This is a genomic window from Streptomyces sp. NPDC048483, assembly GCF_040651455.1.
In the GTDB taxonomy this organism is placed as follows: Bacteria; Actinomycetota; Actinomycetes; order Streptomycetales; family Streptomycetaceae; genus Streptomyces.
Genome location: NZ_JBEZJZ010000024.1, coordinates 55,802 through 75,709, shown reverse-complemented (window position 1 = coordinate 75,709; position 19,908 = coordinate 55,802). Strand labels below are relative to the sequence as shown.

18 protein-coding genes are annotated in these 19,908 nt (G+C 71.3%); 12 read left to right on the top strand and 6 right to left on the bottom strand.

The genetic code is table 11. The features are described 5' to 3' along the window. Positions 1-14: 14 nt before the first annotated feature. The 4 genes from AB0D04_RS15640 to AB0D04_RS15625 all read right to left on the bottom strand — a co-directional run bounded on the left by AB0D04_RS15640 (position 15) and on the right by AB0D04_RS15625 (position 2,918). On the bottom strand, positions 15-995 hold the full coding sequence (locus tag AB0D04_RS15640; RefSeq protein ID WP_362703138.1) for an ABC transporter permease: 981 nt from the start codon (positions 993-995) through the stop codon (positions 15-17). Then, on the bottom strand, positions 992-1,924 hold the full coding sequence (locus tag AB0D04_RS15635) for an ABC transporter ATP-binding protein (protein ID WP_362703177.1): 933 nt from the start codon (positions 1,922-1,924) through the stop codon (positions 992-994). The genes AB0D04_RS15640 and AB0D04_RS15635 overlap by 4 nt, the downstream gene beginning before the upstream one ends. A gap of 119 nt (positions 1,925-2,043) precedes the next feature. Next, positions 2,044-2,415, bottom strand: a complete 372-nt coding sequence (locus tag AB0D04_RS15630) for a transcriptional regulator (protein WP_362703136.1) — start codon at positions 2,413-2,415, stop codon at positions 2,044-2,046. Then, positions 2,415-2,918, bottom strand: coding sequence for a hypothetical protein (locus AB0D04_RS15625; RefSeq protein ID WP_362703134.1), 504 nt, complete (start codon positions 2,916-2,918; stop codon positions 2,415-2,417). The genes AB0D04_RS15630 and AB0D04_RS15625 overlap by 1 nt, the downstream gene beginning before the upstream one ends. A gap of 259 nt (positions 2,919-3,177) precedes the next feature. Between AB0D04_RS15625 and hutU the strand changes: the two genes are divergently transcribed. The 5 genes from hutU (at position 3,178) to AB0D04_RS15600 (ending at position 10,146) form a co-directional block, all read left to right on the top strand. Beyond that, a complete protein-coding gene (gene hutU, locus AB0D04_RS15620) occupies positions 3,178-4,848 on the top strand; it encodes a urocanate hydratase (RefSeq protein ID WP_362703132.1) in 1,671 nt (556 codons plus the stop codon). A gap of 17 nt (positions 4,849-4,865) precedes the next feature. Then, positions 4,866-6,083 carry an allantoate amidohydrolase gene (locus AB0D04_RS15615; RefSeq protein WP_362703175.1) on the top strand — a complete coding sequence of 406 codons (1,218 nt, stop codon included), beginning with the start codon at positions 4,866-4,868 and terminating at the stop codon, positions 6,081-6,083. Between the two features lie 26 nt (positions 6,084-6,109). Beyond that, positions 6,110-7,444: a formimidoylglutamate deiminase gene (locus tag AB0D04_RS15610; RefSeq protein WP_362703174.1), complete on the top strand. Its 1,335-nt coding sequence runs from the start codon at positions 6,110-6,112 to the stop codon at positions 7,442-7,444. A 134-nt stretch (positions 7,445-7,578) separates the two neighbouring features. Next, a complete protein-coding gene (gene hutI, locus AB0D04_RS15605; protein ID WP_362703130.1) occupies positions 7,579-8,781 on the top strand; it encodes an imidazolonepropionase in 1,203 nt (400 codons plus the stop codon). A 60-nt stretch (positions 8,782-8,841) separates the two neighbouring features. After that, positions 8,842-10,146, top strand: a complete 1,305-nt coding sequence (locus AB0D04_RS15600; protein ID WP_362703128.1) for an SUKH-4 family immunity protein — start codon at positions 8,842-8,844, stop codon at positions 10,144-10,146. A gap of 116 nt (positions 10,147-10,262) precedes the next feature. Here the strand turns inward: AB0D04_RS15600 and AB0D04_RS15595 are convergent, their stop codons facing one another. Continuing rightward, positions 10,263-11,231 (bottom strand): RNA polymerase sigma factor SigF, encoded by a 969-nt coding sequence (locus tag AB0D04_RS15595; RefSeq protein WP_362703126.1) that lies wholly within the window; start codon positions 11,229-11,231, stop codon positions 10,263-10,265. 260 nt (positions 11,232-11,491) lie between these two features. Here AB0D04_RS15595 and AB0D04_RS15590 point away from each other — a divergent pair, with 260 nt between their 5' ends. From AB0D04_RS15590 to AB0D04_RS15565, 6 genes are all read left to right on the top strand, one after another. Continuing rightward, entirely contained in the window at positions 11,492-11,860 is a 369-nt protein-coding gene (locus AB0D04_RS15590; protein ID WP_362703124.1) for an STAS domain-containing protein, read from the top strand. A 172-nt stretch (positions 11,861-12,032) separates the two neighbouring features. Next, positions 12,033-12,542: an ATP-binding protein gene (locus AB0D04_RS15585; RefSeq protein ID WP_362703122.1), complete on the top strand. Its 510-nt coding sequence runs from the start codon at positions 12,033-12,035 to the stop codon at positions 12,540-12,542. Between the two features lie 192 nt (positions 12,543-12,734). Next, positions 12,735-13,454 (top strand): LPXTG cell wall anchor domain-containing protein, encoded by a 720-nt coding sequence (locus tag AB0D04_RS15580; protein WP_362703173.1) that lies wholly within the window; start codon positions 12,735-12,737, stop codon positions 13,452-13,454. 99 nt (positions 13,455-13,553) lie between these two features. Then, positions 13,554-14,588 (top strand): hypothetical protein, encoded by a 1,035-nt coding sequence (locus AB0D04_RS15575; RefSeq protein ID WP_362703121.1) that lies wholly within the window; start codon positions 13,554-13,556, stop codon positions 14,586-14,588. Positions 14,589-14,674: 86 nt separating this feature from the next. After that, positions 14,675-15,724 (top strand): hypothetical protein, encoded by a 1,050-nt coding sequence (locus tag AB0D04_RS15570; RefSeq protein ID WP_362703171.1) that lies wholly within the window; start codon positions 14,675-14,677, stop codon positions 15,722-15,724. A 17-nt stretch (positions 15,725-15,741) separates the two neighbouring features. Next, positions 15,742-17,124, top strand: coding sequence for a hypothetical protein (locus AB0D04_RS15565; RefSeq protein WP_362703169.1), 1,383 nt, complete (start codon positions 15,742-15,744; stop codon positions 17,122-17,124). 66 nt (positions 17,125-17,190) lie between these two features. Here the strand turns inward: AB0D04_RS15565 and AB0D04_RS15560 are convergent, their stop codons facing one another. Beyond that, positions 17,191-18,726, bottom strand: coding sequence for an oligopeptide:H+ symporter (locus AB0D04_RS15560; protein ID WP_362703119.1), 1,536 nt, complete (start codon positions 18,724-18,726; stop codon positions 17,191-17,193). A 488-nt stretch (positions 18,727-19,214) separates the two neighbouring features. Between AB0D04_RS15560 and AB0D04_RS15555 the strand changes: the two genes are divergently transcribed. Continuing rightward, on the top strand, positions 19,215-19,895 hold the full coding sequence (locus AB0D04_RS15555; protein ID WP_362703117.1) for a response regulator transcription factor: 681 nt from the start codon (positions 19,215-19,217) through the stop codon (positions 19,893-19,895). Positions 19,896-19,908: the final 13 nt, after the last annotated feature.

Genomic DNA, 19,908 nt, shown 5'->3' with positions numbered 1-19,908 from the left:
ACGCCCCCGTACCGTTACCCCGCCGACCCGCTCAGCCCGGCCTTGCGGTGGCGCTCGGTCAGCCGGGAACCGGACTCGCGGCGGGCGGCGCGGCGCAGCAGGGGTATGGCGAGGAGGAATCCGAGGACGGCCCAGGCGGTCAGGACCAGGGCGACCATCGGGAGCTCCCAGGAACCGGCCGGTTCCGCGACGCGGGCGGCGTCCGGCAGCAGCGCCGAGCGCAACCCCTGCGCCATCCACTTGAGCGGGAAGACGGCGGCTATCTCCTGGACCAGCACCGGCAGTGAGCTCAGGGGGAACATCGCCCCCGAGGTGAACAGCAGCGCCATCACCGGCAGCATGAGCAACGCCAGCGCCTCGCGCGGATTGGGCAGTACGGCACCGATGGCCGCACCCAGCGGCACCACGGCCAACAGGCCCAGCCCGGCCACCCACAGCAGCGTCAGCCAGCCGGCGGGATCGTGCGGCAGCGGCCCGTCCACCAGCAGGGCACCGGCCCCCAGCAGGACGACGAGGGTGCCGAGCGCCACGACGACCACCAGCAGCGACTTGGCGACCAGATAGGCCGGTATCCCGCCGGGCGTGGCACGCAGGCGCAGCAGGGCGCCCTCCTCCCGTTCGGTCACCAGGATCTGCGGGAGGTTGATCAGCCCGATCTGGAACAGCAGATACGCGGCGAAGCCGGCCAGGGTCAGCTGGGCCATCGGGATGTGGGTACCGGGCACGTTCTTGCTGAGAGTGCCCCCCAGTACCAGCGCGACGACCACGTTCGCCAGGTGGCCCGTCATCTCCTTGGGGTTACGGAGGAGGTGGCGCAGCTCGATGCCGCCGCGCTGGAGGCCGGCGCGCCAGTAGCGGCGGCGGGCGGGGCGAGGGGCGGGGTGGCTGCGTGACGCGTCCGTGGCGCCGGGACCCGTCGGTGCCGCCGTCCCCTCTGTCGCCTGGGTGGTCGCGGTCCGGATGGTGGTGTCGGTGGTGGTCTGGCTCGTGGTCATGCGGCTTGCTTCTTCCCCCTCGTGAGCGCGGCGCCGTTCCCGTCCCCGGTCCCGGCCGCGTTCTCCTCCCCGTGTCCGTTCTCATTCCTGATGCCGCTCGCGGTGCCCGTCCCCTCGGCCCCGCCGTGCACCATCTGCAGATAGGTGTCCTCCAGCGTCGGCCGCCGGACCTCCAGGTCGGCGATCGGCCCGTCGGCCTCCCGATGGAGGTCCCAGACCAGCTGGGAGGGGTCCGCGGTGCGCCGGCGGTGGGGCGTGCCGTCCGTGGCCGTCCAGCGGACCTCGGCCTGTGCGGCGGCCCGGTGGGCCAGTTCTGCCGGGGTGCCGTGGGCGCGTATTCGGCCGCTGACCAGTACGGCTATCCGGTCGGCGAGCCGTTCGGCCTCTGCCAGGTCGTGGGTGGTGAGCAGGACGGTGACGCCCTCCTCGCGGGCCAGCCGTTCGACGAGTACGTGGAAGTCGTGCCGGGCCTCGGGGTCGAAGCCGGTGGTCGGCTCGTCCAGGAAGAGGAGTTCGGGGCGGCCGATGACGGCGAGTGCCACGTCCAGCCGGCGGCGCTGGCCACCGGACAGCCGGTCGACCTGCTGGTCGGCCTGGGCGCCGAGGCCCACCAGGGACAGCGTCTCCGCCGGGTCGCGCGGGTCGGGGTAGTACGAGGCGAAGTGGGCCAGGAGTTCCGCGACCCGCCAGCGGCGATGGTCGCGCCAGGACTGCAGGACCAGTCCGATCCGGCCGCGCCACGCGTCGCCGCCGCGCGCCGGGTCCGTCCCCAGGACGCGTACGTCACCGGCGGACCGCTGCCGGAAGCCCTCCAGGATCTCGACGGTGGTGGTCTTCCCGGCGCCGTTGGGCCCGAGCAGGGCGAAGATCTCGCCACGGTGGATGTCCAGGTCGATGCCGTGCAGGATGCCGACGTCGCCGTACGCCATGCGCAAGTCCCGTACCTGGATGACGGGTTGGCTGGCAGGGGCGGTGGGTGCAGAGGGTGCCGCGGGTGTGGTGGATGCGGCCGGGCCGGTCGGGTGTACGGGCGCGCGCCCGGTCGTGGTCATCTGCCTGCCTTCGCGTGGTCCTGCTGTCGGTCCTGCTGCCGGTCCTGCTGTCCGTCGTGCGCCGCGGCTGCCGGTCCCGCGCCCTCGACGATCGCTCGGAGCGCCGCCACATGGCCCTCGAAGGCGCCGCGGCCGCGCTCCGTCAGCCGCACCCTGGTGCGGCGCTTGCGGCCGCCGCCTTCCTTGCGGATCTCCAGATAGCCGGCCCCCTCCAGGGTGTGCAGCTGTTTGGAGAGCGCGGAGTCGCTGAGCGAGAGGCTGTCGCGGATGAACGGGAAGTCGGCCCACTCCGTGGCGGCGAGCAGGGCGACCACCGACAGCCGGGTGGAGGGATGGATCAGTTCGTCGAATCCGGTGGGTGTGCTCATCACACCGCCCCCTTGTGGTCGGTTCTCGGGACCCGGTCGCGCAGCGAGCCGACCGCCCAGCGGTTCGCCGGGCCGACGAACAGCACGAATGCCGCCGCCGAGACGGTGGCCGTGATCAGGCTGCCGTACGGCAGCGCCAGCGATTCGACCAGGTGGCCGGACAGCAGGATCGTCCCGCCGGACACCACCATGCCTGCGATCATGCTGGCGCCGGTCCGCCAGCTGTAGCGCGAGCGGTGCAGCCGCACACGGCTCCGGCGGCTGTAGACGACGGCGAGCGAGCCCAGTACCGCGACGTAGGCAGCGACCGTTAGCCAGATGCCCCATTTCGGCAGGTCGAGCCCCATCCCGGCCAGGAAGAGCCACATGATTCCCGCCGTGGCGTAGGTCGACCTGGCGTCGCCGGACGCGCACCTCTCGACCTCGTCGTACACCCGCTCCTGCGGGACCCGGATGCGCTGCAGATCCGTCCAGGCCTGCTCGGCATTCACCGTGCTGTTCATGGTCATCGCCTCCCCAAGGCGGTTCCGGGCACGGCGCGGCACATGGCGGCCGGGCTCCGGAGCATTCTGGTCCCCGTTTACTTGCCTGGTAGGAAAACTAGCGCAGACTTTCCCAGCGGGCAAGTAAAAATCCCCGGCACCGCGTGGCCGGTTCGCGCGGCTTGCGGGGGACGCCTCTCCGCTCCCTGTTGACTGGCGCTATTCAGCGACGTCACTATGTGAATAGCTCGATCCATTCGACGTCAGGGAGGCACGGCCCATGTCGGGACCGCGACCCGTGCGGGCACCGCGCGGTACGGAGCTGAGTGCTCGGGGATGGCAGCAGGAAGCCGCGCTGCGCATGCTGCAGAACAACCTCGATCCGGAGGTGGCAGAGCATCCGGACCAGCTCGTCGTCTACGGCGGTACGGGCAAGGCCGCCCGCGACTGGCGCTCCTTCGACGCGATGGTGCGCACGCTCACCACGCTCAAGCAGGACGAGACGATGCTCGTCCAGTCCGGCAGGCCGGTCGGCGTGATGCAGACCCACGAGTGGGCGCCGCGCGTGCTCATCGCCAACTCCAACCTCGTCGGCGACTGGGCCAACTGGGAGGAGTTCCGGCGGCTGGAGGCCCTCGGGCTGACCATGTACGGGCAGATGACGGCCGGTTCATGGATCTACATCGGCACGCAGGGGATCCTGCAGGGCACGTACGAGACGTTCGCGGCCGTCGCGGCGAAGAAGTTCGGCGGCACGCTCGCCGGGACGATCACGCTCACCGCCGGCCTCGGCGGCATGGGCGGCGCCCAGCCGCTCGCCGTCACGATGAACGACGGCGTCGCGATCTGTATCGACGTCGACCCGCGGGCCATCGAGCGGCGGATCGAGCACCGCTATCTGGACGTGAAGGCGGACAGCCTCCAGCACGCGCTGCAGCTCGCCGTCGAGGCCCGCGACCAGCGCAAGCCGCTCTCCATCGGCCTGCTCGGCAATGCCGCCGAGCTGCTGCCGCAGATGCTTGCCGAGGGCGCGCCGATCGACATCGTCACCGACCAGACCAGCGCCCACGACCCGCTGGCCTACCTGCCCATCGGCATCGACTTCCCCGAAATGGCCGCCTACGCGGCGGAGAAGCCCGCCGACTTCACCCAGCGGGCACGCGAGTCGATGGCCAAGCACGTCGAGGCGATGGTCGGCTTCATGGACGCCGGCGCCGAGGTCTTCGACTACGGAAACTCGATCCGCGGCGAGGCCCAACTCGCCGGATACCAGCGGGCCTTCGCCTTCCCCGGCTTCGTCCCCGCCTACATCCGGCCGCTGTTCGCCGAGGGCAAGGGGCCGTTCCGCTGGGCCGCGCTGTCCGGCGACGCCCGCGACATCGCCGCCACCGACAAGGCGATCCTGGACCTCTTCCCGGAGAACGAGTCGCTGGCCCGCTGGATCAAGCTGGCCGGCGAGCGGGTGCACTTCCAGGGCCTGCCCGCGCGGATCTGCTGGCTCGGTTACGGCGAGCGGGACAAGGCCGGTGAGCGGTTCAACGAGATGGTCGCGGACGGCACGCTGCGGGCGCCGCTGGCCATCGGGCGGGACCACCTGGACTGCGGCTCGGTCGCCTCGCCGTACCGCGAGACCGAGGCGATGAAGGACGGCTCGGACGCGATCGCCGACTGGCCGCTGCTCAACGCCATGGTCAATGTCGCCTCCGGCGCCTCCTGGGTCTCGCTGCACCACGGCGGCGGCGTCGGCATGGGCCGCTCCATCCACGCGGGCCAGGTCACGGTCGCCGACGGCACCCCGCTGGCCGGCGAGAAGATCCGCCGGGTGCTGACGAACGACCCGGGCATGGGCGTCATCCGCCACGTCGACGCGGGCTACGAGCGCGCCGACGAGGTGGCCGCCGAGCGCGGCGTCCGCATCCCGATGCGCGAGGGCGAAGGCGAGGGCGCGTGACCGCCTCGTTCCACCAGATGTGGGAGGAGCTGCGGCCGCTCGGGCGCGACTCCTCCGCCGGGGGCTACCGCCGCTTCGCCTGGACCGGCGCGGACACCGACTGCCGCGCCTGGTTCAAGGCCCAGGCCGAGGCCCGCGGACTCGCCTACGAACTGGACCGCAACGGCAACCAGTGGGCGTGGCTGGGGGCGACGACCTACACGGACGTGGCCCCCGGCGACGCCGTCGTCACCGGCTCGCACCTGGACTCCGTACCGGACGGCGGTGCCTTCGACGGGCCGCTGGGCGTGGTCTCCTCCTTTGCCGCGCTGGACGAACTCCGGCGGCGGGGAGCGGGGTTCGCCAAGCCGCTCGCCATCGTCAACTTCGGCGACGAGGAAGGCGCCCGCTTCGGGCTGGCCTGCGTCGGGTCCCGGCTGGCCGCCGGAGCGCTGACCGCCGAGGCCGCGCACCGGCTGCGCGACGGCGACGGCATCACCCTCCCGCAGGCCATGGAGCGCGCCGGATACGACCCCGAGGCCATCGGCCCGGATCCCGAACGGCTTGCCAGGATCGGCGCCTTCGTCGAGCTCCATGTCGAGCAGGGCCGCGCCCTGGACCTGTCGGGTGACCCGGTCGGCATCGCCTCCGCCATCTGGCCGCACGGCCGCTGGCGGTTCGACTTCCACGGCGAGGCCAACCACGCCGGTACGACGCGCCTCGAGGACCGCCGCGACCCGATGCTCACCTACGCCGCGACCGTACTCGCCGCCCGCGAGCAGGCACGGCTGGCCGGCGCCCTGGCCACCTTCGGGAAGATCAGCGTCGAGCCGAACGGCGTCAACGCCATTCCCTCGCTGGTCAGAGGCTGGCTGGACTCCCGCGCCGCCGACCAGGACACCCTGGACACGGTGGTCACCGGGATCGAGCAGGCGGCCGCCGAGCGCGCCGCCCGCGACGGCGTGGACCTGAAGATCGTCCGGGAATCCTTCACCCCCGTCGTGGAGTTCCAGCACGCCCTGCGGGACGAGCTGGGCGCGATCCTCGGCACGGCGGGGGAGCGGCCGGTGCCCGTCCTGGGCACCGGCGCGGGACACGACGCCGGTATTTTGTCCGGAACCGTCCCCACGGCCATGCTGTTCGTACGCAACCCCACCGGCGTCTCGCACTCACCCGCCGAAGCGGCGGCGGAGGACGACTGCGTCGCGGGGGTCACCGCACTCGCCGACGTACTGGAGGGGCTGGCGTGCCGCTGACGACGCAGGCAACGACGACGCAGGCAATGACGACGTACTGGCTCGAACACGCCTGGCTCGGCACGCACGTCGAGCCGGGGGTGGCCGTGGACATCGAGGGCGGGCGGATCACGGCCGTCCACAAGGGGGCCACCACCCCGCCGCCCGGCGCCGTCGCGCTCCGCGGCCTGACGCTCCCCGGCCTCGCCAACGCCCACAGCCACGCCTTCCACCGCGCCCTGCGCGGCACCGTCCAGGTCGGCAGCGGCACCTTCTGGACCTGGCGCGAGGTCATGTACGCCGTCGCCGACCGGCTCAGCCCCGACACGTATTACGCCCTCGCCCGCGCCGTCTACGCCGAGATGGCGCTGGCCGGCATCACCTGCGTCGGCGAATTCCACTACCTCCACCACGCGCCCGGCGGCACCCGCTACGACGACCCCAACGCGATGGGTGAGGCGCTGATCGCGGCCGCCGCCGACGCCGGTATCCGGATCACCCTCCTCGACACCGCCTATCTCTCCGCCGGCTTCGGCGACCCGCCCAACCACCACCAGCTGCGCTTCTCCGACGGCACCGCCGACGCCTGGGCCCAGCGCGCCGACGCGCTCAAGGACGGCCGCGAGCACGCCCGCATCGGCGCCGCCATCCACTCCGTACGCGCCGTCCCGGCCGACCAGCTGAGCACCGTCGCCGACTGGGCCCGCGCGCGGCAGGCCCCCCTGCACGTCCATCTCTCCGAGCAGACCGCCGAGAACGACGCCTGCCGCGACGTGCACGGCCGCACCCCCGCCCAGCTGCTGTCCGACCACGGCGCGCTGGGCCCGCGCACCACCGCCGTGCACGCCACCCACCTCACCCCCGAGGACATCGGCCTGCTCGGCGGCAGCCGCACCGGCGTGTGCATGTGCCCGACCACCGAACGCGACCTCGCCGACGGCATCGGCCCCGTCGGCCGGCTCCAGTCCCACGGCAGCCCGCTGTCCCTCGGCAGCGACAGCCATGCCGTCATCGACCTGCTCGAAGAGGCCCGCGCCATGGAACTCGACGAGCGGCTGCGCACCCGCACCCGCGGGCACTGGACGGCCGCCGCCCTGCTGCGCGCCGCGACCGCCGACGGTCACGCCGCCCTGGGCTGGAACGACGCCGGCGCCATCGAGACCGGCGCGCTCGCCGACCTCACCACGATCGCGCTGGATTCCGTACGCACCGCAGGGCCGCCGCCCCGGCTGGGCGCCGAGACGGCCGTATTCGCCGCCTCCGCGGCGGACGTACGCCACACACTGGTGGGCGGCCGCCAGATCGTCCGGGACGGTGTGCACACCCTGGTGCCCGACGTGCCCGGCGCCCTCGCCGCATCCATCGCCGCAGTACGCGGCTGACCCCCGCCCGCCCGACGCCCTCCCCCAAGCTCTCGACTCCTCCGCCACTCTCGACTCCGCTCGAGCGGGGGGACCCCCATGAGCAGGGAAGTACCCCCACGCGCCGCACGCGGCCGAAGGAGAACACCCCCGCGATGACGAACGACACGACGACCGCCACCACGGCCTCCGCGCCCACCACCGCACTCATCCACATCGGCCAGCTCGTCACCAACGACCCCTCCCTCGGTGAAGGCCCCCTCGGTCTGATCCAGGACGCGGCGGTCGTCTTCGACGGCGACCGCATCGCCTGGGTCGGTGAAACAAGCAAAGCACCCGCCACTGACAACGCCGTCGACGCGGCCGGCCGCGCGGGCATCCCCGGCTTCGTCGACTCGCACTCCCACCTCGTCTTCGCCGGCGACCGCACCGCCGAATTCAACGCCCGGATGTCCGGCCGCCCTTACTCCGCCGGCGGCATCCGCACCACCGTCGCCGCCACCCGCGCCGCGACCGACGACGCCCTGCACGCCAACGTCGCCCGCTACCTCGCCGAGGGGCTCCGCCAGGGCACCACCACCCAGGAGACCAAGTCCGGTTACGGCCTCACGGTCGAGGACGAGGCCCGCGCGCTGCGCATCGCCGCCGCCCACACCGACGAGGTCACCTTCCTCGGCGCGCACATCGTCTCCCCCGACTACGCCGACGATCCGGCCGGTTACGTCGACCTCGTCACCGGCCCGATGCTCGACGCCTGCGCCCCGCACGCCCGCTGGGTCGACGTCTTCTGCGAGAAGGGCGCCTTCGACGGCGACCAGGCCCGCGCCGTCCTCACCGCCGGCAAGGCCAAGGGCCTGCTGCCGCGGGTGCACGCCAACCAGCTCGGCCATGGCCCCGGCGTCCAGCTCGCCGTCGAACTCGGCGCCGCCTCCGCCGACCACTGCACCCACCTCAGCTACGCCGACATCGACGCCCTCGCCCAGTCCGACACCGTCGCCACCCTCCTCCCGGGCGCCGAGTTCTCCACCCGCGCCCCCTGGCCCGACGCCCGCCCGCTGCTCGACGCCGGCGCCACCGTCGCCCTGTCCACCGACTGCAACCCCGGCTCGTCCTTCACCAGTTCCATGGCGTTCTGCATCGCGCTGGCCGTCCGCGACATGGGGATGACCCCCGACGAGGCCGTCTGGTCCGCCACCGAGGGCGGCGCCCGCGCGCTGCGCCGCACCGACGTCGGCCGGATCACCCCCGGCGCCCGCGCCGACCTCGTCCTCCTCGACGCGCCCTCGCACGTCCACCTCGCCTACCGGCCCGGCGTACCGCTCGTATCGGCCGTGTGGCACAAGGGAGTTCTCGTCTGAGAGCCGCCGCCGTCCCGGCCCGCACCCGCCGTTGTCAGACCCTGCTGTCACCATGAATTCATGAGCACAGGGCCTGACGAACCGACGGACGAGCTGACGAACGACCTGCTGGACGACCCGGCGCGGCTGCTGGCCGCCGACCGGGCGGCGGTGCGGGCGCACATCGAGGGCATGAGCGCCGCACCGCATATCGGCCGCGAGGTTTTCCAGCAGGCCGAGGCGATATTCGGCGGCGCGGAGGTGTCGCGCGCCGAGTTCGCGTCGTGGCTGCAGTTCGCGGCGAGGGTTCTCGGGCACGACGCCTACGCCGAGGGGCTCGCGGCCGCCGAGCCGGGGATGCCGTGGCGGACGGCGTGGGCGTGGTGGCGGCCGGTGGGCAAGCATGTTGCGCATCCGAATCTGTCCCAGTTGATGACTTTCGGGCTGCAGACGCACGACGGGCGGAAGCTGGTGCGGGTCGAGGCAGCCTGGGAGAACACCTGGCTCGATCTGGAGACCGGGGCGCAGGTCGCGGGCCCGACCGGGGCAGCCACGACCGCGCTGCCCGCCCCCTGCGACGCGCAGCACGGGCAACTCCTCCACGAGCGGAAGCTGTTCGCGCCCGAGAGCTGGTCCGATGCCAGTCCGTTTCCCGGCGAGTACGGCCGGACGCGGTATCTGGTGCGGGACAGCTACGGGCTCGCGCTTCTGGACACCGACCCAGTGGTGCTCCGCGACTGGCCGCGAGGGCGGATCGACGGGAAGTCGTCGCGGAAAGGCACGCCCGGACAGGTGCCCTCCTTCCCCGCCCCTGACGGCCCGTTGACCGCCGAGCGGCTGGACGAGGCGTTCGCCCCCGTCGACGTCGTCCGCATACCCGAGCACAAGCTGCCGACGGCCCTTGATCACCCGGCGAGCCGGGCCCATTTGCGCGACATCGGGCTCCCGTCGTTCTGGGCATGTGCCTGGACGACCTTCGAGGTGTATCCGGCGCGCAAGATGGTGCCGCTCGCGGGCGAGGAGGAGCTGGGGTACGCCGAACTGCCGGACGGCCTCGATGCCACCGATCTGCTGCCCGTCGGCGAGGTCGAGCATTTGGGCGATCTGTATCTGCACCGTCGTCAGGGAAGCGTTTACGCCATCGGGGACGGCAGCGACCTCGTCCAACTCTCCCCGGACCTCGACCACTTCACCCGACTCCTGGAAGCCGTACGCCGCTATATGAGCGCCTGTTGGAATTCGTACCCGGGCGAGGATGCGACCGAGGGCTTCCTGGAGGAGGTGGACCGCCTCGCGCCCGGTGTCGTCGGCTCCGGCGGCCCCAGCGGGGAGATCTGGGAGGACTTCATCGCCGGCATCACGACCCTGAACGAGGACGGTTTCTAGCCCCGCAAGAGGCGGGCCCAGCAGAGGAGGGCCCGTCCCGAGAAACCCTCGGGGCAGGCCCTCCTCTGCGCGGGCGGCTGCCGGTCACGGCGGACCGGCAGTGCGACCGCGGGGGATCACTCCTCGACCATCAGCCCCTTGCGGAGCCGTACGAGCGTGCGTGAGAGCAGCCGGGAGACGTGCATCTGCGAGATGTTCAGCTCCTCGCCGATCTCGGACTGCGTCATATTGGCGACGAAGCGCAGCGACAGGATCTTGCGGTCGCGCGGCGGGAGTTCGGCGATCAGCGGCTTGAGCGATTCGACGTACTCGATGCCTTCGAGGCCGTTGTCCTCGTAGCCGATGCGGTCCGCCAGCGCGCCTTCGCTGTCGTCCTCCTCGGGCTGGGCGTCCAGCGAGCTCGCGGTGTAGGCGTTGCTCGCGGCCATCCCTTCGACGACCTCGTCCTTGGTGATGCCGAGGCGTTCGGCGAGCTCGCTCACCGTGGGGGCGCGGTCCAGCTTCTGGGCCAGTTCGTCGCCCGCCTTGGCGAGGTCCAGCCGCAGTTCCTGCAGACGCCTCGGCACGCGCACCGACCAACTGGTGTCGCGGAAGAAGCGCTTGATCTCGCCGACGATCGTCGGCATCGCGAACGTCGGGAACTCGACGCCTCGGCTCAGCTCGAAGCGGTCTATCGCCTTGATCAGGCCAATGGTGCCGACCTGGACGATGTCCTCCATGGGCTCGCTGCGGGAGCGGAACCGGGAGGCCGCGAACTTCACCAGGGCGAGATTGAGCTCGACCAGGGTGTTGCGGACATACGCGAATTCATGCGTGCCTTCTTCGAGCGTTTCCAGCCGCTCGAAGAGGGTCTTGGACAGTGCCCGCGCGTCCACCGGACCCACCTCGTCGAACGGCGGGATCTCGGGCAGACCGTCGATCTCCGCCATTTCCGCCGGATGGGATTCGACGGCGAGCTGCTGGGCAGGCGGCGACTGAGCAGGGATCGACTGGGAAGGGATGTGCCCGGTCGGGTCGGACGGGGGTGTCGACGAGGTGTGCTGCCGGGTGTCGTCGGTGCGCATTTCGTCGAGCCGGGGTGACATGTGTCCTCCATCGTTCTCGGCATATGGCTGCCGAAGCCTCTACGTGAAGCTGCGGTGTGCGGCGCCTCCAAAGCCGGCCGTTTCGAATGTGTCTCCATCTACGCCTACCTGGCTTTGCATGAAGATGGCAAGTACGTGTTGTCCATATCTCGGGCTATATGCTGATTGTTCAGCTACCCTCGCGCGAGGTTACGGCGTAGTGTTCGACAAGCGCAGTCATAAGCAATGAGACGCCGAGACAGCAAGAGGGGTGCGCGCGCATGGACCGCGGGACGGTCGGCAGTGCAAGCCGGGGCCGGCTGCAGGTCGCGATCCGGCATCACGGCGCCAGCGCGGTCGTGACCGCCGCAGGTGAACTCGATCACCACACCGCCGATCTGTTGCGTGAGTCACTGGAGGGGTGTGTGGACGATGGGTATGCACGCCTGGTGGTGGATTGCTCACCCCTTGAATTCATGGACTCCACAGGGCTCAACGTGCTGCTCGGCGCCCGCCTGAAAGCGGAGGCTGCCGGAGGCGGGGTCCACCTGGCCGGGATGCAGCCGGTGGTTGCCCGGGTCTTCGAGATCACCGGCGCGGAAGCGGTCTTCACCGTGCATGACTCGCTCGACGCGGCACTGGCCGACTGACGTGACGACGGTGCCCGGATGGTGGCAATCCGGGCACGTAGTACGAGTCACAACTTCCGTACCCAAGAAGTGGGTGTTCTCACGGCCCGGTCGGGCAGGAGACATCTGAATCCGTTGCAACCAGTCATTATCTGTTTTCCGCGAGAAGGCGAATCGGTGAGGTGAAGCGCTGATGAGCACCACCCGGCCGTACCCGCCGGGCGATCTTGGCCCGGAGCCGGGGGGCGCCGGTGCTTCCGCTGCCCGGACCGCCGCGCACACCACCGCCCCGGCGGGGCAGGTGCGCCGGCTGCGGCTGGCGGGCACCCGAGGCGCCGTGGCGCGCGGCCGTGACTTCGCCCGGCAGGCCCTGCACGACTGGGGCTGGCTGCCGGCCGCCAATGCCGACCAGCGGGCCGCGGCCGAGGATGTGCTGCTCGTCGTGTCCGAGCTGGTCACCAATGCCTGCCTGCACGCCGAGGGGCCCGAGGAGCTGCGGCTGCGGTGCACCTCCAAGGTGCTGCGCCTGGAGGTCAGCGACCTCGGCGCCGGCTCGCCCGCGCCGCGCAACCCGCACCGTCCCGGCCGTCCCGGCGGCCACGGCATGTTCATCGTGCAGCGCCTGTGCCTGGACTGGGGAGTGGTACGCAACTCCGACGGCGCGGGCAAGACCGTCTGGGCGGAGCTTGCCGCGCCGTCCTGAAGGGCGGGCGGGACGGAAAGAGTTGAGCGCGGGCCCGCGGGCCCGCGCTTTGTCGTATACGCAACCGTCCGCTCCGATCGCCGCTGCGCTTTGCCTTCCCTCGGCAAGGGCCCGGGCGTACCTTGAGCGCCCAATCTGATGCGCCGTCAGTAACATCCGGCGGTGCGCTACCCGGGAGAAGGGGAGATCGAGGTGGCCCGCTTCTGTGCACCACACGGCAGGCGCCCACGCCGTACGGCCGCGCTGGCCGCGGCCGTGGCGATGACGGCAGGGTCTGCGGTGCTGCTCACCGCACCGGCCGCACATGCCGAGGTCGTCGACGTCAACTACCAGTGCAAGACGCCGATCGGTAACAAGGGCGCGGTGTCGCCCATCGACATCAAGTCCACCCCCAGCGGCAGTGCCTACAAGCTGGTCATGTCCTTCCAGAAGGGCGTTTCCTCCAGCCCCGTCGAACTGGGCAAGGGCGCCATGAAACCGAGCGCGCTGATCAAGCTCGGCGGCGCGGACAGCGGTACGGTGCCGGTCGCCGGGCCGCCCAACGACAAGGCGATACCGGCCAATACCCCCATCAAGATCAGCGACTTGAGCGGGACGTACACCCCCAAGGCCGGCGGCAAGGTCACCTTCACGGCCTCCACCCTCACCATCAAGGCCCTGGGCACCACGACCACCTGCACCCCCAGCAACAACCCCAAGCCCTCGCTCTCCCTGGACGTCAAGGGCTCCGGCGGCTCGGGCGGCTCCTCGGGCAGCACCGGCGGGTCGGCCCCGGGCGGCTCCTCCGGCGGCCAGCTGCCGCAGACCGGGCCCGCGGACTCCGCGATCGCGCTGGGCACCCTCGGCGGCACGGTCCTGCTGGCCGGGGCGGCCGGTGGGCTGTGGCTCACCCGGCGCAGCCGGCGGGCGTGACGCGGGGCGCGCACCGGCCCTCCGTACGAGCACCAGCACCAGCACCAGCACCAGCACGAGTACGCGCACGAGCCTGAGCCTGAGCACCAGGAGCCGCCGATGCCGTTCCGTACCCGCGCAGCGGTCTGCGGTGGGGTCCTTGCGACCGCCGCCGCACTGCTGTGCCCCGCCACGGCCGTGGCCCGGCCCGCCGCACCGGGGTGGTCCGCCGCGCCCGCGCCGGGCGGCGGGGCCCGGCCGAGCGCGCAGGACCGCCCGTACTTCTATCTGGAGGGCGCTCCCGGCACCGTCATGACCGACCGGCTCGCCCTCAGCAATCCCTCCGGCCGGGCCGTGACCGTACGGCTGCGCGGCTCCGGCATCGGCTCCTGGCTCGCGCTCACCACGAAGGAGGTGACGATCCCGCCGCGTACGCGCGCAGGCGTGCCCTTCACGGTGACCGTGCCGCGCACGGCGGCCCCCGGCAACCACCCCGGCACGATCCTCGCGACCAGCGGCGGCACGACGGGCAAGCGGGCCCGGGTGCCGGTGCACCTCCGGGTGACCGGGCCGGAGCTGACCGCGCTGACCGTCGAGAACGTGTCGGTGACAGGGAGCGGGGAATCGGCCGTCGTCCGGTACGCACTCGTCAACCGTGGAAACACCGCGCTCCGGCCGCGGGTTGCCGTCCGCGCCGAGGGGATCTTCGGCGAGGCCCTGCGCCGGGCCGCCCACACCCTCCCGCGGGAGCTGCGGCCCGGTCAGCGCATCGATCTCAGCGAAAAATGGCCGGATCCGCCCGGTCTGGATTCGGTCGACGTACGGGTGACGGCGACGGCGCAGGGCGGGGCCCGCGGGTCGGCGACGGCGACGTACACGGCGGTTCCGTGGGCCGGGGTCGCGGGAGCGGTCCTCGTCCTGGTGGCGGGGGCGGGCGGCTGGGTGCTCGTACGGAAGCGGCGTACGGGGCGGGATGGCGGAGGGGACGCGGGCGCGCAGGAGCCGGGTGGCGGGAGCCCGGACGGGAGCGGTCGGGCGGCAGTCCAGGAGCGGCAACTGGCGAGTGCGGGGTCGGGAGGCCCGACGAGATCGGGAACGGGCACGGGCAGGGGAACAGGCACGGGATCGGTGCCGGGATCAGGAGTGCGCACGTGAACGGCGAGACGGATACGGCTACGGCCCCCACCACCAAGACCCCCACCCCCACCCTCACCACCCCCACCCTCACCACACCCACCCCTCTGCGCCGGGCCGCGGCCGCGCTCACCCTCTGCTGCGCCCTCGCGCTGACCCTGCTCGCCACCGCCACCGCCACCGCGACCGCCGCCACCACACCCGCATCCGCATCCGCGCAGACCGCAGCCGACCGTCACCCCTCCGTGCACCTCTCCAAGAAGGAGGCGGGCAAGGGCGGCACCCTCACCGTGACCGGCCGCGGCTGGCGGGCGAAGGCGCTGCTCACGCTGCTGATCTGCGGGCAGAACATGATCGGCGGGACCAATGCCTGCGCCAACGGGGACGGGCGGGCCGTCACCACCGATGCGCACGGCGCCTTCCGCAAGAGCCTGCCGGTCGCGGAGCCGCCCAAGCCCTGCCCCTGCGTGGTGCATGTGGCTACGGTGACCGGTTCGGCGGCCGCCGCCGATGCCGCGTTCAAGGTGGCGGGCCACCCCGTCGCGCCGCTGCCCAAGGAGAGCACCGGCGGACGGCTGACCGTCCTCGCGGCGCCCCGGCTGGCCGGCAGCAGCGGACTGCTGACCTGGTTCGGGGCGCCGCCGCAGCGCGACCTGATCGTCACCGTCGGCAATCTCGGCTCGGCGCCGGCCAAGAACCCGGTCTTCCAGGTGGGCACCTCGCACGGCGTCTTCGCGCCCACATGGGAGGACCAGCAGTGGCGGGGGACCGTACCCGCCGGAAAGAAAGCCGAGGTCAGGCTGCCGGTGGAGCTGGCCGCCGGGGCGCACGGCGACTATCTGGTCTCCCTCAAGTACGGCGGCAGGGTCCTGGTCGAGCAGCCGTGGGGGGTGGGCCGGCCCTGGGGCGTGACGTTGTTCTGGGTGCTGCTGTGCCTGGTGATCCCGACGGCGGTGTTCCGTATCGGGATGGCGATCGTGGACCGCGTACGCCCGCGCCGGCCGGCCGCCGCCACCCACCGACGGCGCCGCACCGCACACCAACGAAGCGTGGCCAGGGGCGTCGGCGAGAGTGCCGCGCTGCCGTGGTTCACCCCGGACACCGCACCGTCCACCACCACATCAACCGAACGACCCACGTCGAAAGGTTCCGCGTGATGACGCTGATGAGGCTGATGAGACAACGGAGGAGGGCGGGTGTGGCTTCGGTGGCCGCGCTGGTGCTCTCGGGTGCGGGCGTCCTGGCCGTGGCCGGTCCTGCCCAGGCGGCGGAGGTGTCGTACAAGACGGAGTGTCTGCCGCCGCCGATATCCGGGCTGCCGCCGATCGAGGGCACCACGAAGGTGGCGGTCAGCGCGCCCGCGACCGCCAAGGTCGGCGACGAGATCGAGGTGGTCCTCAAGACCATCGAAGGGGCCTCCAAGAACCCCGACATCCTCGACCTCGGGGAGAACACCGTCCAGCCGACCGGCACGATCAAGGTGGCCGGGGCACAGACCGGCGATCTGCCGATGGAGGGGCCGCGGCAGAATCCGCCGATCCCCAAGGGCAGCCCGATGAAGCTGTCCGACATGAAGGGCAAGCTGAAGCTGGAGAAGCCGGGTGAGGTGACCCTGACGCCCGGCTTCTACAACATCAACGTCAACAAGCCCATCTCGACGGACACCAAGTGCTCGCCCAAGGAGGAGGTCCAACCCGCGGTCACGATCAAGGTGACGGCCGGCGGGGGCGACTCCGGTGGCACGTCGAGCGGTGGCACGTCCAGCGCCGGCACGTCCAGCGGTGGCACGTCGGCCGGGACCAGCGGTGGCTCCACGGACGGCGGCAGTTCCGCCGGTACGACCTCCGGGGGCTCCGGCGGCTCCGGGGGCGACCCCGACGGCACCGCCTACCAGGGCAAGGAAGTGAAGGTCCCGTACGCCTGCAAGACGCCCATCGGGGACAAGAAGGCGACCTCGCCGGTGCAGATCAACGCCGTGAAGAAGGGCGGCAGTTACGACCTCACGGTGAAGTTCAAGAAGTCCGTGATGGACAGCCCGGCGGACATCCCCAAGGACTCGGTCAAGCCGTCGATGGACGTCAAGGTGGGCGGCGCGGACAAGGGATCGGTCAAGGCGGAGGGCCCGACCAACGCCGAACCCATCAAGTCGGGCGATCCGATCGAGATCCCCGACCTCAAGGGCACCTACAAGCCGGGCGCCACCGGCAAGGCGACACTGACGCCGGGCGTGCTCACCGTCAACGCCCTGGGGACGACCACGACCTGCACCCCGGAGAAGGACCCCGGCCCCTCGCTCACGCTGGACACCTCGGCGCAGCAGGGCGGGACGACCGGCGGGACATCCAGCGGTTCGGCGGGCGGTTCGGCAGGCGGTTCGGCGGGCGGCACGGCCGGACCCGCCACGGCCTCCGGCGGGAGCGGCAGCGCCGGCGGCCTCGCCGAGACCGGCGCCGAAGACCACGGCAGCCTGACGGCCCTCGGGCTCATCGCCGGCACCGTCATCCTGCTCGGTGGCGCGGTCTTCACCTTCACCCCGTGGCGGCGGCTGCGCCGCTAGGCCAGGGGCACCGAAAAGGCCCGGTACGCAACGGCGTACCGGGCCCTTCCATGGCTGCGGGTCGCGTCAGCGGACGTCGCCCATGAGCGCGACGATCTTCTTGCGGCTGATCCAGATCACGGCACCGGCCAGCACCGCAATCCCGGCCTCGACGGCCAGCACCGGCGGACCGCTCAGGTCCGCGCCGCCGATGGAGAGCAGCGTGACGATGCAGTCGCCCGCGGTGACGGCCAGGAACCACACGCCCATCATCTGGCTCGCGTACTTCTGCGGCGCCATCTTGGTGGTCACCGACAGGCCGACCGGGGACAGGCACAGCTCGCCGATGGTCTGGATCATGTAGATGGAGAGCAGCCACATCGGGCCGACCTTCGTACCGTCCGAGGCCATCAGCATCGGGACGATGAAGACGAAGAACGAGGCGCCGATGAAGAACATCGCCATCGAGAACTTCACCGTGGTGCTCGGCTCGCGGTCGCGGTCGCGGCGCCCCAGCCACAGCCACAGCCAGGCGAAGACCGGGGCGAGGGCCATGACCCACAGCGGGTTCACGGACTGGAACCACGAGGACGGGAAGCTCAGCCCGAAGACCTCGCCGTTCGTCTTCTTCTCCGCGAAGACGGACATCGTCGAGCCCGCCTGGTCGAAGATCATCCAGAACACCGCGGCGGCCACGAAGAACCAGATGTAGCCGCTGACCTTGGTCTGCTCGGTGTCGGTCAGCTCCTTGTCGCGCTTGATGCGCGCCAGGACCGTGATCGGAATGACCAGGCCGAGCAGGGCGAGCGGGATCAGCGCCCAGTTGAGGGTGAAGTGACCGGTGAAGCCGACGATGCCGTAGAAGACCGCGGCGACGGCGAGCCAGATCAGGCCCTTGCGCAGCCACATGGCGCGCTCCTCCGCCTGCAGCGGGGTCGGCACGACGCTGGACTGGGGGCTGAGGTGGCGGGTGCCGATCAGGAACGTCACCAGGCCCAGGGCCATACCGAGCGCGGCGAGCCCGAAGCCCAGGTGCCAGTTGACGCTCTGGCCGACGGTGCCAATGACCAGCGGCGCCGCGAAGGCACCGATGTTGATGCCCATGTAGAAGATGGTGAAGCCGCCGTCCCGGCGCGGGTCCTGGGGCCCGTCGTAGAGGTGGCCGACCATCGTCGACATGTTGGACTTCAGCAGGCCCGAGCCCATCGCGACCAGGGCCAGACCCGCGAAGAACCCGGCCTGACCGGGTATGGCCAGCGTCAGGTGGCCGGCCATGATGACACCCGCCGCGATGGCGACGCTCTTCCGCGGCCCCCAGACGCGGTCGCCGATCCAGCCGCCGGGCATGGCCAGCAGATAGACCATCGCCACATAGACGGAGTAGATGGCCGAGGCGGTGGCCGCATTCATGGCCAGACCGCCGCCCAGGGCGCCCTTTTCGGCGTCCGGGCCGCCGGAGATCAGATAGACGACGAGCAGGGCGCGCATGCCGTAATAGCTGAAGCGCTCCCACATCTCGGTCAGGAAGAGAGGGGCCAGTCCGCGGGGGTGGCCGAAGAAGGTCTTGCCGCCGTTTGCAGGGGTTCCCTGCTGGGCAGCGCCCTTCGTAAGGCTGGACGCCATGAAGGTTCCTTGGTCTGCTCGGGACGCGCTCGGTGACCGTTACGCGCCCTTGTGGGGGTTGACCGGCACCGGCGTAGACATACCCACCCCACGTCCGGGGGTCCGGCACCGTACGGAACGGCACCGGCAGGAAGGTCTTACACCGGGATCCACGCCCCCCGAGCTGTTCGCGCGGTGGACCCGGTCTTCAGGTCAGTCACTGTGTACCGGGGCTGGTGGGTTCCAGCTCCGCACACAACAGGGACCGATGACACCAGATGAGCGTCAGCGGCCCGGAGGTTGTGCAGTGGACGTCCCGACACCTTACGTCTCGTTCCGCCACCATTGGGAGCGGTGAGAGAACGCTCACACTGCTGCCGGGAACTGTTTGGCGCGGCACTCGCCGAGGGTGTGCAGCTCAGCGCCCCGGCCCGCGCGGCAGCGGCCGGTCGTTGTCCGCCCGTGCTTGTCCGCCCCTGCCTCCCCATACCTCGGACTACCATCGGCGCATGACCCGTGTACTGCTCGCCGAGGATGACGCATCCATCTCGGAGCCGCTCGCCCGCGCACTGCGCCGCGAGGGTTACGAAGTCGAGGTGCGCGAGGACGGCCCCACGGCGCTCGACGCCGGTTTCCAGGGCAATATCGACCTCGTCGTCCTGGACCTGGGACTGCCCGGCATGGACGGCCTCGAGGTCGCCCGCCGGCTGCGCAACGAAGGCCACTCCTTCCCGATCCTGGTGCTGACCGCGCGCGCCGACGAGGTGGACACCGTCGTCGGCCTGGACGCCGGCGCCGACGACTACGTCACCAAGCCCTTCCGGCTCGCCGAACTCCTCGCCCGGGTACGGGCCCTGCTGCGCCGCGGCTCCACCGCCGAGCCCCAGCAGCCGCCCGCCACCCACGGTGTACGGATCGATGTGGAGTCGCACCGGGCATGGATGGGCGACGACGAACTCCAGCTGACGGCAAAGGAGTTCGACCTGCTGCGGGTCCTGGTGCGCGACGCCGGCCGGGTCGTCACCCGCGACCAGCTGATGCGCGAGGTCTGGGACACCACCTGGTGGTCGTCCACCAAGACGCTCGACATGCACATCTCCTGGCTGCGCAAGAAGCTCGGTGACGATGCCGCCAACCCCCGCTACATCGCCACCGTCCGCGGTGTCGGGTTCCGATTCGAAAAAAGCTGAAAGAGCCAGGAGC